The sequence below is a fragment of the Halothiobacillus sp. genome, from assembly GCF_027346185.1.
Classification (GTDB): Bacteria; Pseudomonadota; Gammaproteobacteria; order Halothiobacillales; family Halothiobacillaceae; genus Halothiobacillus.
In genome coordinates, this window is sequence record NZ_DAIESY010000071.1 from 1 (window position 1) to 17,360 (window position 17,360).

The following is a 17,360-nucleotide window of genomic DNA, read 5'->3' on the forward strand; positions in this document are numbered from 1 at the left end:
TTTATCGAGGAGTTGAGTGTGTTTGATCCGCCAATGAAAAAGACAGTCACCGTGGCAGCGCCTGTCATCCGCGCGCAAGGGCTGGTGAAGCAGTTCGGGCAATTTCGTGCCGTGGATGGCATCGATTTCACGATTCCTCCGGGGCAGTGTTTCGGGTTCCTCGGCCCCAATGGCGCAGGCAAGACCACCACGCTGAAAATGCTGATGGGGCTGGCGGATTTCGACGCGGGATCGCTATCCGTTTTGGGGCAGGACTTGCCCGATCAGGCGCGGGCCATTCGAGCATGTGTCGGGCTGGTGCCACAGGCCGATAACCTCGATCCGGATTTCACCGTGCGGGAGAATCTGTTCATGTACGCCCGCTTCTTTGGCCTGAAGCGCGCCGCCGTGGCTGATCGGGTGGAGGCGCTGCTTGCCTTTTCCGAGTTGACGGCAAAAGCCGATGCCAAGGTTGAAACCTTGAGCGGGGGCATGAAACGACGGCTAACCATTGCCCGCGCGCTGATCAACGATCCGGAGATTGTCATTCTCGACGAGCCGACAACCGGGCTTGATCCGCAGGTGCGCCACCTGATTTGGGCACGTCTGTCTGAACTGCGCGCCCGTGGCGTCACGCTCGTGCTGACCACGCATTATATGGAGGAGGCCGAACGGCTCTGCGACCAACTTGTCGTGATGGATCATGGACGAATTCTGGATCAAGGCTCACCCAAGGAGCTGATCCAGCGGCATGTGGAAAGCGATGTGATCGAATTGCGTGGCACGGTCAGTGAGGGTTTGTTCACCACCTTGCGATCCATGAGCGCGCACGCCGAACGTCAAGGCACTGCGGTATATGTTTACACCCATGCACCGGCGCCGATCCTCGAATTTCTCGGTGATGATACGGAGCTGACCGTCATCCATCGGCGCGCCGGGCTGGAGGATGTCTTTTTACGATTGACGGGGCGAGGTTTACGGGAATGAGTCGATCCACAACGAATCGAATCCAAGCAGGTCGAAGGCAGACAAGTCGAACCATCTGGGCAATGCCGCGGTTCCGTTGGGTGGCATTGGCTCTGTTGGAACGTAATTTCCAGGTTTGGAAAAAATTGATTGGCCCGGCCATTGTGTTGAACTTCGGTGAGCCACTGATTTACCTGCTGGGACTGGGACTGGGGCTCGGGCATCTGGTCGGCGAGGTGGGTGGGCTGCCTTATCTGGTCTTTCTCGCATCCGGTGTTGTGGCTTCCTCAGCAATGACTACCGTGTCATTTGAAGGAATGTACTCGGTATTCACGCGTATGGTGCCGCAAAAAACCTACGACGCCATGATGGCGACGCCGATGGATATCGACGACATCGTACTGGGTGAGAGCATCTGGGCGGCGTTAAAGGGTTTGTTGAGCGCCATTGCCATTTTGATTGTTGCCGCAGTATTGGGCGCGGTGCCCGGCGGCTGGATGGCCGTATGGGCGTTGCCGGTCGTTTTTCTGATGGGGCTAGCCTTCGTGGGACCGGCCATTATCATGAGTGCGATTGCCGGCAGCTATGATTTCTTCAACTACTACTTTGTTCTGGTGGTGACACCCATGTTCATGCTGTCGGGCGTGTTTTTCCCGCTGGACAGCATGCCCCCCACCTTGCAGGTCGCGGTGCAGTTTCTGCCCTTAACCCATGCTATTGAAATCATTAGACCTTTGATTGTTGGTCAGCCTGTTGAGCACCTTGTGCTTCACCTATCTGTACTGCTGTTTTTCGCACTGATAGGCTATTTTTTCGCCGTGGCCATGGTCCGCCGCCGCCTGTGGGTATGAACGTTTTAGTTTTGAAGCGTTTTTGATTTTATACCCGAAAAATAGCGTGACCTCATGACATATGTTGTTTTCGCGATAAAAATGCGCTAATAAATTTGTAATTAATTGATATTAAATAGTTTTTGTTTTTTAAAATCCTGTGGTTTTTGGTAAAATGTAGGTGTATTATCTATATGTCTACTTAATTATTTTTCAATCGGAGGTTTTGGATGAAATCAAGCATGATCAAGTGGGTTGCTGGTGCATGTGTTGCAACGGCGGTGGCTTTTTCTGGCGTGGTTATGGCGGCTGAGCCTGTTGCTCCAGCACCGATGGATCACGCGGCAGCCAAACCCGCTAAAGCAAAGCATGTCGTTAAAAAGCATGTCGTAAAAAAACACGTTGTTAGGAAGCATTTTGTTAAAGCGCGCCATGTAGTGGCAAAAAAACATCATGTGGCTTCAATGAAGAAATAATCGATCAATCTGAGCAACCGACAGGTTTGCCCAGAAAAGACGAAATGAACCCGGCTTGGCCGGGTTTTTTTAATGGTGTGGTAAAAAATTGCCATGTCATTCAAGTACAAAGGTATTTGGCCGTCAGTGGCCATGTTGCGTTGAAAAAGGGCAGGAAAGCCCTCAATCAGTATCCTGTTAATCCCGTGCCGAGGGATTGAGCAAATGCAGCCCGCAGTCGACAGTGAGTGTGCTGCCGGTGAGGGCAGGGCAATCGAGCAGGTAGTCGAGGCTATTGGCGATGACACCAGCCCCCGGTTCAAACGGCAGCAGGTTCTTGGTAAGCCGGTTGGCGCGTTTTTCGGTGGAATCCTGTTCATGAAATAGGATTAAACCCGGAGCAATGGCGTTGACCCGGGTGTGTGGGGCGAGTCTGATCGCCAGTGAACGCATGGTGCTTTCCGCTGCGGCTTTAGAGGCGAGGTAGTGCATATGGCCGTCGCTGCCCGCTGATACTTTGGCGTCCGTGAGAAACACCACCGTTCGCGTGGCGCGTTCGTCATGGGTTGGCGCGGGCAGGCGATGCTGAAGCGCCAAGGTCAACTGAACGGGTGTGGTGACATGCAGTTGATACAGCTGTGTGATCAATTCCGGCTGGCGGGCGCAGTCGGCATCACTGGGCCAGATCGAAGCATTATGGATAATCGCATCGAGCCGGTTGGTGTACGCGGCGATGCCGTCAATCAATCCGGATAGGGCGTTCGTATCGGTCAGGTCGATCTTAACAGCATGCAGGCCCTGTTCGCGCAGGTTCGCCAACTCGGCTGTTTCTTGCCGATACGTGCCGATGACCCGATCGCCACGCGCCAGATAATGGGCGGCCAGATGCGCCCCAATCCGACGGCTGACGCCAGTGATCAGCACGGTGCGGCCCGGACTCATGAATGGCCCCTTCCGGCTCCTTGTCCGATGAGTTGCAGAAATTCGTTTCGTGCCCGCGCGTCACTGCGGAACGTACCTAGCATCATCGAGGTGATGGTTTCGGCATTCACCTTCTCCACCCCCCGCATTGCCATGCACATGTGCGCGGCACGCACCTGAACGGCGACACCACGGGCATCGGTGGATTCACGAACGGCATCGGCGATCTGCTGGGTCATGTTTTCCTGAATCTGCAGCCGTCGCGCATACAGATCGACAATGCGCGCCAGTTTCGACAGGCCGATGACCTTGCCCTGCGGAATATAGCCGATATCGACGTGGCCGATGATCGGCAGCATATGGTGCTCGCATAAGCTGTAGAACTCGATGTTGCGCACCACGACCATCTCATCGTTGTTCGAGGCGAACAACGCATTGCCGATAGCGCTTTCCAGCGGTTTGTTCAGTCCGTGCGTGAGATAAAGCAGTGCCTTGGCGACTCGTTTGGGCGTGTCTTGGAGGCCCTCGCGATTCGGGTCTTCACCCAGTGCGTCGAGAATCTGGTGCACGGCTGCTTCGATGGTGGCGATACGAGTTGGGTTTTGGTCGAGAGATTCGGGAAAGTCGTCTTCGTGCAGGGGGCTCATGTGCAATGGGGGTTCCATGGTAAACAGAGGGGATAAACAGTCTGTTTACTTTAGCAGCTGCGCGCGCCATTTGGATGTGCATGGGGAATGGGCGAGAGCCGAAACTTCGGATCATTCCTTGGATACCTCGAAAAACCTACTACGCGACCCGATTGCTGTGTTGGGCGGTACTAACGCGAAGCTGGCGCAGGCCCGCCTATCTACTTGATATGTCTTTTTGTCACTGCGCTCAATCCACCTTGCACTCGAGCCACTCGCGACGGTTTTTTGAGCTGTCCTCATTTGAATCGGGCTGTGAATTTTGCCCGATTCATGGCTGCCGGGATAAACTGTACGTCTATCGTGAACATCTTTACCTGCTAATCCTTATTACGTTGGACATTGAATTGAAAGCCCAAATCGAACTCCGTCTGTTGAACGCCGTGCGCCACATGCAAGAACAAGGCGTGCTGGACGCGGCCATCAATGTGACGCCCGCACTCACGGTGCCGAAAGATCCCAGCCATGGCGATTTTGCCACCAACATCGCTTTGCAAATTGCCAAGCCCATGGGTGTGCCGCCGCGTGTGGCAGCGGAGCGACTGCTCGAAGCGTTGACGGATCGCAGCGGTATTCGGCAGATCGAAATTGCCGGCCCGGGCTTTCTGAACTTTTTCGTCGATCCGGCGGCGGCGTTTGCCTTGATCGACGCCATCCTTTCGGCGGGGGGCACGTTCGGTCACTCGCAGTTCGGTGCGGGGAAAAAGGTTCAGGTCGAGTTCGTTTCCGCCAATCCGACCGGCCCGCTGCACGTCGGGCATGGCCGGGGCGCGGCCTATGGTGCCGTGGTCGCGGACCTGCTTGCGGCCGTCGGTTTCGACGTGCACCGGGAATACTATGTGAATGATGCCGGGCGGCAGATGCATATTCTGGCCGTCAGTATCTGGTTGCGTTATCTGGAAGCCTGTGGTGCCAAGCTGACCTTCCCCGCGAATGGCTACAAATCCGAAGCATATATTTTCGACATCGCCAAAGCGCTCAAGACCGAGCATGGCGACACATTGTTCGTATCGACAGAGGATGTATTTACCAACCTGCCGCCGGATGAGCCGCAGGGCGGCGACAAGGATGTGTACATCGATACCTTGATCGAGCGGGCCAAAACCCTGTTGGGCGAAACGCGTTACCGCACGGTGTTCGATGCGGGCCTGAACTCGATTCTGGCCGATATTCGCGACGATCTGCGGGAATTCGGTGTGGAATACGAGCAATGGTATTCCGAGCAGACGCTGGAAGATCGCGGCTTGATCGACCGTGCGATCGCCAAGCTGGAGGAACGTGGCTTCATCTACGAGCAAAACGGCGCGCTTTGGTTCAAATCGACCGATTTTGGTGACGATAAAGACCGCGTCGTTCGCCGCGACAACGGTCAAAGCACCTATTTCGCCTCCGATATTGCTTATCACATGGAGAAATTCGAGCGCGGTTTCGAGCGCGTGATTGATATCTGGGGCGCGGATCACCACGGTTATGTGCCCCGTGTGAAGGCGGCGCTGACCGCGCTGGGGTTTGATGCGTCCCGGCTTGATGTTTCCCTCGTGCAGTTTGCGATCTTGTACCGTGGTGGCGAGCGGGTGCAGATGTCGACCCGTTCCGGCAGCTTCGTGACCCTGCGCGAACTGCGCCAGGAAGTCGGCAACGAGGCGGCCCGGTTTTTCTACATCATGCGCGCAGCAGCGCAGCATCTGGATTTTGATCTCGATCTGGCGAAAAGCCAATCCAACGACAACCCGCTGTATTACATCCAATACGCCCACGCGCGGGTATGCAGTGTGTTCCGTCAGTTGCCGCTGCGCGGATTTACCCACGATGCCGAGAACGGCCGCATCGCCTATGCACGATTGACCGAATCGCACGAACAGGCGCTGTTCAAGCGACTCGCGCAGTTCAGTGATACCGTGCAACGTGCCGCCGTCAATCTCGAACCGCACCTGATCGTCCATTATCTGCGTGAACTCGCGCAGGATTTCCATGCCTACTACAATGCGCACGCATTCCTCGTGGCTGATGACGCCTCCTTGCGTGATGCACGCTTGAATCTGGTCGCGGCGACCCGTCAGGTGTTGGCCAATGGTCTGGCGTTGCTCGGCATGAGCGCACCGGAAGAAATGTAAGCCGAAAATTCAAGCCAGAAATTCAAATCAGGTAACTTCACACATGGCTCAAAGCAAACGCACGCCGACCAATCGTCGCCGCAGCAATCCGCCCGCCGGTTCCGCGGGGAAATGGATTGTTGCGCTGCTGCTGGTCGTAATTGTGCTGCTCGGTTACGTCGCTTCACATCTGTGGAAAAAAGACACGCATTTGGGTTCAGGCTCGGTGCAGCAGGATGCCCGTTCGGTCAAAAAGCCCGATGAGAAGCCGCCGGTCAAGCCGGATTTCGAGTTCTATACCCTGTTGCCTCAGCAGAACAACGGTCCGGCCAATACGACACCGGACAAGCAGCTTCCTTTGGACAAAGCCACATCTGAAAACAAGACGACCGTAACGCCGGCAAGCAAGGCGCCGGAGCGAAACTACTGGATACAGGCCGGTTCTTTTGCCACCGAGGCCGAGGCCGACCGTCGCAAGGCGGAAATTGCCATGCAGGGCTTTGCTTCGGAAGTCCGCCCGGCCAGCGTAAACGGCAAAACCTATTACCGAATTCAGATCGGCCCGATCAAACAGGAGCAACTCGCCACATTGCGCAAGCGTCTGTCCGATGCCCACATCGATACATTGCCACCGAAAGTGGCGCCTTGATTTCTGATTTTTCGGGATTTTTGCCCGTCAGAATCGGTCTGGCTTAATTTTTCCAGTCGATTCGGGTACATTGCATCACAGTTTTTACTTTAATTTATGGGGAAACCGCATGTCTGATTTCATCATTGCACCAAGTATCTTGTCTGCCAACTTCGCCGCCTTGGGCGATGAGGTCGATAAGGTTATCGCCTCCGGCGCCGACTGGGTGCATTTCGACGTTATGGACAACCACTACGTGCCCAACCTGACGATCGGCCCGCTGGTGTGTGAGGCCCTGCGCAAACATGGCGTGACCGCACCCATCGACGTGCATTTGATGGTCAAGCCGGTCGATCGCATCATTCCCGACTTCGCCAAGGCCGGTGCCACCTACATCACCTTCCACCCCGAAGCCTCCGAGCACATCGACCGCAGTTTGCAACTGATTCGTGATCACGGCTGCAAATCCGGCTTGGTATTCAATCCGGCCACGCCGCTGGACGTGCTCGAATACGCCATCGAAAAAGTGGACATGATTCTGCTGATGTCGGTCAACCCCGGTTTCGGCGGTCAGAAATTCATTCCGTATGTGCTCGACAAAGCCCGTCAGGCACGCAAGATTATCGATGCCTCCGGTCGCACCGACATCCGTCTGGAAATCGACGGCGGCGTGAGCCCGGCCAATATCCGTGAAATCGCCGAATCGGGTGTGGATACCTTTGTTTCCGGTTCAGCTCTGTTCGGCAAGGCCAGTGCAAGCGACGCGAATCGCTATGACACGATCCTCTCGGAATTCCGCGCCGAGCTCGCCAAGGTTAAAAAGTAATGCCGCAATTTGCGCCCAACTTGGTGCTGTTAGATCTGGACGGCACCTTGGTGGACTCGGTGCCGGATCTGCACGAAGCGGTCAATCGAATGCTTGCCGAGCTCGGCCGTCCGACACGCACGATCGAGCAGGTTCGCGATTGGATCGGTAATGGCATCAAGCCGTTAGTGAGCTGCGCCTTGACCGGCCAAATGGATGGCAAGGTCGATGAAGCGCTGCTTGATGAGGCCATCGCCGCGTTTGATCGTGCTTATCAGGCCACGAATGGCAAATTCACCCGGATTTTCCCGGGCGTCATCGAGGGGCTGGAATACGTACGCACACTCGATATTCCCGTGGGGCTGATGACGAACACGCCCCGCGCCTACACCGAGCCGCTTCTGGCCGAAACCGGCCTGTTGCGTTTTTTTGATCATGTGCATTGTGGCGATGATTTACCGGTGCAAAAACCCGATGCGGGTCCGTTACTTTATGTGGCTGGCTGGTTTCGGGTTGAACCGACGGGCGCGCTGATGGTGGGCGATTCCATCTCTGATCTGAATGCCGCGCGCGCCGCCGGATTTAATATCGTCTGCACGAGCTATGGCTACAATCACGGACGCGATATCCGCGACTACAACCCTGATGCCATGATCGACTCGCTTGACGAGTTGAAATCCCTGTTGGCGGGCGCGACTACTTAATTTTTCTCCAATTTCCGAGTTCTCCCATGAAATTTACCCCCAAAATGGTGTTGTTCGATCTGGATGGCACGCTGATCGATTCCGTGCCCGATCTGCTGGTTGCGGTCAACCAGATGCAGGATGAACTTGGCTTGCCGCACCGTGCCGAAGCCGATGTGCGTAACTGGGTTGGAAACGGTATCGAGCGCCTGGTCGAGCGCGCATTAACCAACGATTTGCACGGTACGCCCGATGCGGCTCTGTTCGACAAGGCCATACCGATTTTCAAACGCTTGTATGCAGAATCCAATGGCAAGCATTCCTGCGTCTTCCCTGGCGTGAAAGAGGGCATTGCCTACGTCAAATCGCTGGGGCTGTCCGTCGGTTGCGTGACCAACAAGGCCGCAGCATTCACCTTGCCGTTACTCAAGGATATGGGCTTGCTCGATTCATTCGAAACCGTCATCGCGGGCGATACGCTGCCCCTGAAAAAGCCCGATCCCGCCCCGCTGATATACGCAGCAGGCTGGTTCAAGGTGCATCCGCGTGAAGCGTTGATGATCGGCGACTCGATTTCCGATGTGAAGGCGGCTCGTGCGGCCGGTTTCTCCATTATCTGCATGAGTTACGGCTACAACCACGGCGAAGACATCCGCAATTATCACCCTGATGCGGTGATTGATTCGATGGCGGAATTCCCCAAGCTGATCGGCAAGGCATCATGACGCGACCGGTGCTGCAAAGGGCAAAACGGCGATGGCGGAGTTGAGTAGTTCTCCCCGCTCCGTCCATAACGCCGTAAAGCACCAGAAACTAAGGAAATTGTCATGTCGTTCACCCCAACCGCTGCTCAACTGAAGGCCCTTGCTGCCGAAGGTTTCAACCGCGTCCCGCTCACCCGCGCCATTTCCGGCGATTACGACACACCGTTGTCGGTGTACCGCAAACTGGCCGATGCGCCCAACAGTTACCTGTTTGAATCAGTCATGGGCGGCGAGCGCTGGGGGCGTTATTCCATCATCGGGCTGGCGGCGCGGACGGTGCTGCGCGTTTATGGTCATAAGATCGAAGTGCGCCGGGACAATGAGCTGATTGAAACCACTGAGGCGGACGATCCGCTGGCCTGGGTGGAGGCATTCAAGGTACGCTATCGTGTGTTCGAGCCGGAGGGTATGCCGCGCTTTCACGGCGGGCTGGTGGGTTATTTCGGGTTCGAAACCATTCGCTATATCGAGCCACGGCTGGCTGCGAAACCACCCAAGCCCGATCCGTTGGGCACGCCCGATATTCTGCTCATGGTGTCCGAACAGGTCGTGGTGGTGGACAACCTCTCCAGTCAACTCCTGCTGGTGACACTGGTCGATCCGGCCCAGGCCAATGCCCTCGAAGAAGGGGCCCGGCATTTAGATGCCCTTACCGAACATCTGCGAACCGAGCGGGTGCGCTATGCGCCACTGGCCCATCCTCGTTATATCGACGAGAACGATTTCAAGGCCAGCTTCACGCGCGAAGGCTACGAATCGGTCGTGCTGAAAATTCGCGAATATATCGCGGCGGGTGATGTGATGCAGGTGGTGCCCAGTCAACGGATGACCATCGGCTACGATGCGCCGCCGATCGACCTCTATCGCGCCCTGCGCAGCCTGAACCCCTCGCCGTACATGTACTTTATCGATTGCGGCGATCATCAGGTCATCGGCTCAAGCCCCGAGATTCTCGCCCGCCTCGAAGACAACGAGATTACCGTACGCCCCATCGCCGGTACGCGCCCACGCGGCAAAACCCACGCGGAAGATCTCTCACTGGAACAGGATCTGCTGAGTGACCCGAAGGAAATCGCCGAGCACGTCATGCTCATCGATCTGGGACGCAGCGACACCGGTCGCGTGGCCGAAATCGGCTCCGTGAAACTCGAAGAACGCATGATCATCGAGCGCTATTCACATGTGATGCACATCGTCTCGCAAGTGACCGGCCAGCTCAAAGCCGGTCTCAATGCCATCGACGTGCTCCGCGCCACCTTCCCGGCAGGCACCGTCAGCGGCGCGCCGAAGATTCGCGCACTGGAAATCATCGACGAACTCGAACCCGTCAAGCGCGGCGTCTACGCCGGGGCCGTCGGTTACTGGGCATGGAATGGCAACATGGACACCGCCATCGCCATCCGCACCGGCGTCCTCAAGGACGGTGAACTCCACATTCAGGCCGGTGGCGGCATCGTCGCCGACTCCATCCCCGCCAACGAATGGGAAGAAACTCTCAACAAACGCCGTGCCCTGTTCCGCGCCGCTGCCGTCGCACAGGCGGGGGTGGATGGTGCAGCAAGGCACGGTTGATCAGACACGGGTAGCTTAAATAAGTGCGGTTGCAATGTCTGAGGTTAACACGGTTATTGGATTGAATCTGGAGCATCATGGCGCATAGCTATGGCTTTACCCATCACCTCGCTCATCATGTTTCGATAGGACACTTGAAGCTGAAGCGCTATCGCGGACGCAAGTTCAGTTGCAACGCAATAGCACTCAGGTCTTCCTGACTCTGCACCGACACACCCGCGCTCAGAGCAGGTACTGGCGATCAGCCCGTTGATATTTTCGTTGCGGCCGCGTTGCCAGTGCTGTGCGCATCGCAGAGGTAGATAAACACCCCGGTTCGCCGGGTGATCTCAGCGTGAACCGCATCCCGGGATATGAGGAAGCCTTAACTCCTGAATTAAAGAATCACCCTTCTATGAAGTTGTGTGCCAGTCAGAAATCGCCATCGGCCAGACTGAGAATCAATAGTAGTGTGTTTACATGCAAAAAACCCCGCCTCGATAAGAGCGCGGGGTTTTGAGCCGGTTTACGCCCCGAGAGGGCGGTGCTAAACCGATTTAATCGATAAAGACTCGATTAGAACTTGTAGGCATAACCGATGGTAGCTTCGTACTGCTTCATGTGGATAGTCGTTGTAGTTGATGGGTCGTAGCTGGCTACAGCATTATTCGGGCCCGATACTGTAACGTCTGGCGCATACATGAAGGCACCACTCAACTCTTGATGCTGATCCAGTGCATAAGTAAAGCCGGCCGTGTAGTGGTTTTTAACGACACCCGGAGCCAAGGTATTGAATACGACATCCTGCGATCCGACCGGGTTGGTGCCATGGTTAAAGCCTACGCGTAATTGTAGAGCTGGACTCATCTGCCACTGGGCGCCGAGTTTGACTACATTCACATCGCTCCAGCCAAATCCTGGCCCGTTGTCGGAGCCAAGCTTAACTCTTCCCAAGGTGGTAGATGTGCCCGCAATTGACTTGATACTGGAATAGTTGATGCGCTGGAAGTCAGCTGTCAATGTCCAAGCGGGAGCAACTTGGAATGCGCCACCAATGGTCCATGTTGATGGAATATCAAACTTGCCGCCTTCAGCGAACAGGCCTGCGTATTGATCGAATTTACTCATGGCCATCTTGGTCTGGTAACTACCTGCCAGTGAGATGGCGTCGGTGGCATGAAACAGAACACCGATTTTCCCGCCCCAGCCGGTAGAGTGGGATACTTCGTTTCCTGTCACATAACCAGGTGCGGCCGAGTACATCCCATTGTCAAATGCACCTAATCCCTTGACTTGTATGGTTTGGCGTGCGAACAGCAAGCTAGCACCCACGGAAAGTTTGCCGTCCATGAACTTGTGGGCATAGGTTGGAGCAATAAACATCTGCTTGAGATTTACACCACCTTCCCCGCCACCATAAATCGCTGTCATTGTCGAGTTTGGAGCTGCGAACGCGCCTGAGTTACCCGCCCCAAACAGGCTGGTTGCGGTACCCGAATAGTCTGAGTTCATCCCGCCGTTGCCATAAATAGCGATACCAATAGAACTGGTGTCGTTGAGCGCATAGCTGGCTGAGAGTTCGGGAATGTAGAAATTATTACTTCCGCTTTCGGCGGAGGCATTAAACATTCCACTATTACTTGTTTGGCTGTAACCGCGCACTGGATGGAACCAGGAGATATCAAAGTTGATCTGAGTGCCGGTTTCGGTGATGCCTGCCGGGTTGGTGGCGATAATCATCGCGCTGTCGTTCGGCAGGGCTACACCGCCGCCGCCCATACCCATGCTTTTAACGCCGTAACCATGAGAGAAATAACCATTCGTCGCGTGTGCAGCGCCTGAGGCGATCAAGGTGGCGGCAACCGATGCGGCCAGTAGTGAACGTTTGAATACCATTTTTATCCAGTCTCCTGATTGATTGTTTTTGCGGCCCGTTCCCCTCTCTGGAGTTGGGCGCACATCTGCTCGCTTTCCGCTATGCGGGTGCCCACATTCTGATGACGGGTTGCTTCGAGACCCGCGTAAGTTAACAGAAATGTAAACTGGGAGAATTCAAGAAAATTGAGGGCGCGCGAAAAAATATTAATAAATCAGCGAGTTGTGTATTAGTAAATGCTTATTTATTTATATAAGTAATTCGCTTGTTGCTGTCTTATGATTTATTTTCATTAGCTTATGTTTCGTTTGTTTTAACTTCTGGCGAGCGTTTGTTCGTGGCTCTTGGGTTTGGGTTGAGTAGGCGAGTGTTGTTTTTTTTAAACTGATATTGTTTTTATGTTGGATATAGGGATGGTGCGGCCAGGGTTCACACGATGGTTTGGCTTATTTGGCCCTCAAAAACACTTTGTGCGGGTCCTGTCATGAGCACGGTATCTTCAGGTTGCCCCGCCCATGCTATGAAGAGCCTCCCCCCGCGAACGTCGACAAAGCAGGGAGAATCAAGCCAGTTTCGACGAATGCCACTGACAACTGCTGCGCAGGCACCGGTTCCGCAGGCGAGCGTTTCGCCGGTGCCGCGCTCGAATACACGCAGCCGGATGTGCTGGCGGTTGATGATTTGCATAAAACCCACATTTACTCGATTTGGGAACTGTCGATGGTGTTCGATCATCGGGCCGATATGACTGACCGGGGCGGTGTCGACGTCTTCGACTTCCAGCACGGCGTGTGGATTGCCCATGGAAACTGCATCAATGAGCCACTCACTGCCGTCATCAAGCGTTAATGGATAACTTGTGGCTTCCTGTTCGGTGATGAAGGGGATGTTGGCTGGGGTGAACATCGGTCGCCCCATGTCGACGGTGACATCGCCTGAATCGGTGATATGAAGCACAATCCGGCCACTGGCGGTACCAACGGGAATTTCTTTCTCGGCGGTCAATCCTTTGTCATACACATATCGGGCAAAGCAGCGCGCACCATTGCCGCATTGCTCAACCTCGCCACCGTCTGTGTTAAATATGCGATAGGTGAACAAGGTGTCGGCGGTTTTGGGTGGCTCGACGATCAACAGTTGATCGAAGCCGATGCCGAAATGCCGATCGGCCCACTGCCTGATCTGTTCCGGATTCAGCTCGATGGCTTGATTGATGGCGTCGATGACCATGAAATCGTTGCCCAGTCCGTGCATTTTGGTGAATTGGATTGTCATGTAGTGTTCTTCGGCAGTGGGTTTTATGTGCTTCATTCTATCTATATAGCGAATAAATGGGGGCTGATAATGATCGTACGTGCGGTATGGGTTGATTTGGTGGCGCTCTTTGATTTTCAACCAGATGATCAGTTGATGTTGTTTCCGGACGCGCTGGATGCGTTTGAACAGTGGCGCGCCCTGAGATTGACGGTGGTCGGCATCACGGCTGACGTGCGGCGTTACGGCTCACGGCTGTCCTCGTTTTTTGATGAAGCATTTGTGGTTATTGAAAGACCACTGCCTCAATGGCGCCAGACACAGACCTGGCTTGATCTGGCGGAAGAAATGGATGTATCGCCCGAACGGATCCTCTTCATCACCAGCACGCCCATGCTCATGGGTTTTGCGCGCCGTGCTGGCTTGCGAACCGTGGGTGTGATGCGCGACCCGCACACGATGGCCGTTCTTGACGGATACTGGGTGGATTCCCTGACTGACATTGATTGGCAAGACCCCCGGTTCTTTGAATAATTCCAATATTTTACCCGGCCACGCTGCCAGAAACACGCGGGTTCAGGTATACTGCCGCACCAATTTATTCCTTATTTATGGATGCTCCTGTGATTTCTCATTTGCGTAACATCGCCATTATCGCCCACGTTGACCACGGTAAAACGACCCTGGTTGATAAGCTCTTGCAACAATCCGGTACCCTGGACGCCCGTACCGACACCGGTGAGCGGATGATGGATTCCAACGCAATCGAGAAAGAGCGCGGCATCACCATCCTCGCGAAAAACACCGCCATCCGCTGGACCAGCCCGAAAGGCGAAGAGTACCGCATCAACATCGTCGATACGCCCGGTCACGCCGACTTCGGCGGTGAAGTGGAGCGCGTGCTGTCGATGGTCGACTCCGTGCTGCTGCTGGTGGACGCCGTTGATGGCCCGATGCCGCAAACCCGTTTCGTTACGAAAAAAGCGTTCGAACATGGCTTAAAGCCGATCGTGGTCATCAACAAGATTGACCGCCCCGGCAGCCGTCCGCAGTGGGTGGTGGATCAGGTTTTCGACCTTTTTGATCGTCTGGGTGCGACCGACGAGCAACTCGACTTCCCGATTGTTTATGCCTCGGCCCTGAATGGTTATGCCGGTCTGGACGACTCGGTTCGTGAAGGCGATATGACTCCGTTGTATCAGACGATTGTAGATTTTGTGCCATCACCAGATGTGGATTCCGATGGCCCCTTCCAGATGCAGGTATCGAGCCTCGATTACAACCCGTACATGGGCATCATGGGTATCGGTCGTATTTCCCGCGGCCGGGTCAAAACCAATACGCAAGTCAAGGTCATCGACCGGGATGGCAACATCCGCTCCGGCCGCATCCTTCAGATCATGGGTTTTCATGGTTTGGAGCGTATCGAAGTGCCGAGTGCGCAGGCGGGCGACATCATCGTGTTCTCCGGTCTCGACCCGCTCCTGATTTCCGACACCATCTGCGATCCGGATCACGTGGAAATGCTGCCGCCGCTGACGGTCGATGAACCAACCGTGAGTATGTCCTTCAATGTCAATACCTCACCGTTCGCTGGCAAGGAAGGCAAGTACATTACCAGCCGCCAGATTCGTGATCGCCTGCATAAAGAACTGCTGCATAACGTCGCGTTGCGCGTTGAGGATACCGAGGAAGGCGACAAATTCCGAGTATCCGGCCGCGGTGAATTGCACCTTTCGGTATTGATCGAAAACATGCGCCGCGAAGGGTTTGAGATGGGCGTTGGTCGCCCCGAAGTCATCATCCGCGAAGTCGATGGCGTCAAGCAGGAACCTTACGAGCAGCTCGTCGTGGATATCGAAGAGCAGAATCAGGGCGCGGTCATGGAAAAACTGGGCACCCGCCGTGCGGAATTGCGGAATATGGAACCCGATGGCAAAGGCCGTGTGCGTCTGGAATACATCATTCCTTCGCGTGGCCTGATCGGTTTTAGAACCGAGTTCATGACGGCCACGCAAGGCACCGGTCTGCTGTTCTCCGTATTCGACCATTACGGTGAGTACAAGCCGGGCAACGTGGGCCAGCGAATCAACGGGGTGCTGATCGCCAACGAAACCGGCAAGGCGCTGTCTTATGCGCTGTACAACCTGCAGGATCGGGGCAAGATGATGATCGGCCACGGGGATGAAGTATATGAAGGTCAGGTTGTGGGCATCCATTCACGTGACAACGACCTGACCGTCAACGTCCTCAAGGGGAAAAAGCTCACCAACATGCGTGCCTCCGGTACGGATGAGGCGCTCACCCTCGTGACGCCGATCCGGTTCACGCTGGAGCAGGCACTGGAATTCATCGATGATGACGAGCTGGTCGAAGTGACCCCGGCCTCGATCCGCATCCGCAAGAAATGGCTGACGGAGCTGGATCGCAAGCGGTATGGCCGTGGCGACTGAGCCTCTTTCCAGCCGATTTGAGTTACTGATCGAGATGGTACGCGCGCATGTTTGAAAATCTTTCCCAGCGGCTCGGTGGTCTGTTCGATGGGCTGCGCGGGCAGGGGCGGTTAACCGAAGACAACATCAAGGACGCCCTGCGTGAAGTGCGGATGGCCTTGCTGGAGGCAGATGTTGCCTTGCCGGTGGTGCGCGATTTCGTCAATCAGGTCAAGGAACGCGCCGTTGGTGCCGAGGTCATCAAAAGCCTCAAGCCGGGGCAGGTGTTCATCAAGATCGTCAGCGATGAGCTGACCGCGCTGATGGGTGCCGAGAACTCGGCACTTAATCTGGCCGCCCAACCACCGGCCGTCGTGCTAATGGCCGGTTTGCAGGGGGCTGGTAAAACCACCACCGTCGGCAAACTCGGTCGACTTCTGCGCACGCGCGAACACAAAAAAGTGCTGGTCGTCAGTGCGGACGTGTATCGCCCGGCCGCGATCAAACAGCTCGAAACGGTCGCCGGTCAGGTCGGCGTCGATTTTTTCCCTTCCGATGCGGGGCAAAAGCCCCTGGACATCGTGCAGGCCGCCTTAAAGCAGGCGCGTGTCGGTTTTTACGACGTGCTGATTGTCGATACTGCAGGTCGGTTGCATGTCGATGCCGAGATGATGGACGAAGTGCGCCAGTTGCACGCCGCACTGAATCCGGTGGAAACCCTGTTCGTCGTCGATGCCATGACAGGCCAGGATGCGGCTAATACCGCCAAGGCCTTCAATGAAGTGCTGCCGCTGACCGGTGTTGTACTCACCAAGGCCGATGGCGATGCGCGCGGCGGGGCGGCGCTGTCGGTTCGCGCCATTACCGGCAAACCCATCAAATTCATCGGGATGGGCGAAAAGCTCGACGCGCTTGAGCCCTTCCATCCCGATCGTATCGCCTCGCGCATCCTGGGCATGGGCGATGTGGTTTCTCTAGTGGAAGAAGCGCAGCGTAATCTCGACACCAGCAAGGCCCAGGCTCTGGCCGAGAAGGTGCGGGCAGGCAAAGGTTTCACCCTCGTTGATATGCGCGATCAATTCCAGCAAATGCTCAACATGGGGGGCATCGGTGGCTTGATGGACAAGTTGCCGGGTATGGGCAAGCTGACGGCGGATGCAAAGGCGAATATCGAGGATCGTGATGTGCATCGCATGATTGCCATTATCAACTCCATGACAATCCAGGAACGGTTGCACCCCGAGTTGATCAAAGGCTCGCGCAAGCGCCGGATTGCGCTGGGTTCGGGGATGCAGGTGCACGATGTCAACCGGTTGCTGAAGCAGCACCGTGACATGAGCGACATGATGAAAAAATTCTCCGGTGGCGGCATGAAAAAAATGATGCGCGCGCTCAAGGGGCGCATTCCTGGCATGCCGATGTAGTTGAGCGTTGGCA

Annotated in this window: 16 protein-coding genes and 1 pseudogene; 12 read left to right on the forward strand and 5 right to left on the reverse strand. The window is 55.5% G+C overall.

From position 1 onward, the window contains the following. Positions 1–33 precede the first annotated feature (33 nt). From M7R55_RS05650 to M7R55_RS05660, 3 genes are all read left to right on the forward strand, one after another. Complete coding sequence (locus M7R55_RS05650; protein ID WP_298219344.1) at positions 34–966, forward strand: ATP-binding cassette domain-containing protein; 933 nt, start codon at positions 34–36, stop codon at positions 964–966. Next, the gene (locus M7R55_RS05655; RefSeq protein ID WP_298219301.1) at positions 963–1,796 is read left to right on the forward strand and encodes an ABC transporter permease; all 834 of its coding nucleotides are present in this window, start codon (positions 963–965) and stop codon (positions 1,794–1,796) included. Before M7R55_RS05650 ends, M7R55_RS05655 begins: the two co-directional genes overlap by 4 nt. 209 nt (positions 1,797–2,005) lie before the next feature. Continuing rightward, positions 2,006–2,251 (forward strand): hypothetical protein, encoded by a 246-nt coding sequence (locus tag M7R55_RS05660; RefSeq protein WP_298219303.1) that lies wholly within the window; start codon positions 2,006–2,008, stop codon positions 2,249–2,251. Between the two features lie 177 nt (positions 2,252–2,428). On the opposite strand, the gene M7R55_RS05665 is transcribed toward M7R55_RS05660, so the two are convergent. Beyond that, positions 2,429–3,172 (reverse strand): SDR family oxidoreductase, encoded by a 744-nt coding sequence (locus M7R55_RS05665; protein WP_298219305.1) that lies wholly within the window; start codon positions 3,170–3,172, stop codon positions 2,429–2,431. Beyond that, the gene (gene folE, locus M7R55_RS05670; protein WP_298219306.1) at positions 3,169–3,798 is read right to left on the reverse strand and encodes a GTP cyclohydrolase I FolE; all 630 of its coding nucleotides are present in this window, start codon (positions 3,796–3,798) and stop codon (positions 3,169–3,171) included. Before folE ends, M7R55_RS05665 begins: the two co-directional genes overlap by 4 nt. Positions 3,799–4,229: 431 nt before the next feature. On the opposite strand from folE, the gene argS reads away from it, so the two are divergent. The 6 genes from argS (at position 4,230) to trpE (ending at position 10,382) form a co-directional block, all read left to right on the forward strand. Beyond that, on the forward strand, positions 4,230–5,951 hold the full coding sequence (gene argS, locus M7R55_RS05675) for an arginine--tRNA ligase (RefSeq protein ID WP_298219345.1): 1,722 nt from the start codon (positions 4,230–4,232) through the stop codon (positions 5,949–5,951). A gap of 43 nt (positions 5,952–5,994) precedes the next feature. Beyond that, on the forward strand, positions 5,995–6,579 hold the full coding sequence (locus M7R55_RS05680) for an SPOR domain-containing protein (RefSeq protein WP_298219308.1): 585 nt from the start codon (positions 5,995–5,997) through the stop codon (positions 6,577–6,579). A 109-nt stretch (positions 6,580–6,688) separates the two neighbouring features. Further along, positions 6,689–7,384: a ribulose-phosphate 3-epimerase gene (rpe, locus tag M7R55_RS05685; protein WP_298219309.1), complete on the forward strand. Its 696-nt coding sequence runs from the start codon at positions 6,689–6,691 to the stop codon at positions 7,382–7,384. Next, positions 7,384–8,067: a phosphoglycolate phosphatase gene (locus tag M7R55_RS05690; protein WP_298219310.1), complete on the forward strand. Its 684-nt coding sequence runs from the start codon at positions 7,384–7,386 to the stop codon at positions 8,065–8,067. The genes rpe and M7R55_RS05690 overlap by 1 nt, the downstream gene beginning before the upstream one ends. A gap of 26 nt (positions 8,068–8,093) precedes the next feature. Next, complete coding sequence (locus M7R55_RS05695; RefSeq protein WP_298219312.1) at positions 8,094–8,771, forward strand: phosphoglycolate phosphatase; 678 nt, start codon at positions 8,094–8,096, stop codon at positions 8,769–8,771. Between the two features lie 102 nt (positions 8,772–8,873). Next, entirely contained in the window at positions 8,874–10,382 is a 1,509-nt protein-coding gene (trpE, locus tag M7R55_RS05700) for an anthranilate synthase component I (protein ID WP_298219314.1), read from the forward strand. Positions 10,383–10,435: 53 nt separating this feature from the next. Here trpE and M7R55_RS05705 read toward each other — a convergent pair. From M7R55_RS05705 to dapF, 3 genes and pseudogenes are all read right to left on the reverse strand, one after another. Further along, positions 10,436–10,731, reverse strand: a pseudogene (locus tag M7R55_RS05705) (IS30 family transposase); the annotation flags it as partial. Between the two features lie 206 nt (positions 10,732–10,937). Then, complete coding sequence (locus tag M7R55_RS05710; protein WP_298219315.1) at positions 10,938–12,257, reverse strand: outer membrane protein transport protein; 1,320 nt, start codon at positions 12,255–12,257, stop codon at positions 10,938–10,940. Positions 12,258–12,666: 409 nt separating this feature from the next. Next, positions 12,667–13,512, reverse strand: a complete 846-nt coding sequence (dapF, locus tag M7R55_RS05715; RefSeq protein WP_298219316.1) for a diaminopimelate epimerase — start codon at positions 13,510–13,512, stop codon at positions 12,667–12,669. 69 nt (positions 13,513–13,581) lie between these two features. Here dapF and M7R55_RS05720 point away from each other — a divergent pair, with 69 nt between their 5' ends. From M7R55_RS05720 to ffh, 3 genes are all read left to right on the forward strand, one after another. Beyond that, entirely contained in the window at positions 13,582–14,025 is a 444-nt protein-coding gene (locus tag M7R55_RS05720; protein ID WP_298219317.1) for a hypothetical protein, read from the forward strand. Positions 14,026–14,114: 89 nt separating this feature from the next. Further along, complete coding sequence (gene typA, locus M7R55_RS05725) at positions 14,115–15,944, forward strand: translational GTPase TypA (RefSeq protein ID WP_298219318.1); 1,830 nt, start codon at positions 14,115–14,117, stop codon at positions 15,942–15,944. Between the two features lie 47 nt (positions 15,945–15,991). Then, positions 15,992–17,347 carry a signal recognition particle protein gene (gene ffh, locus M7R55_RS05730; protein WP_298219319.1) on the forward strand — a complete coding sequence of 452 codons (1,356 nt, stop codon included), beginning with the start codon at positions 15,992–15,994 and terminating at the stop codon, positions 17,345–17,347. Positions 17,348–17,360 lie beyond the last annotated feature (13 nt).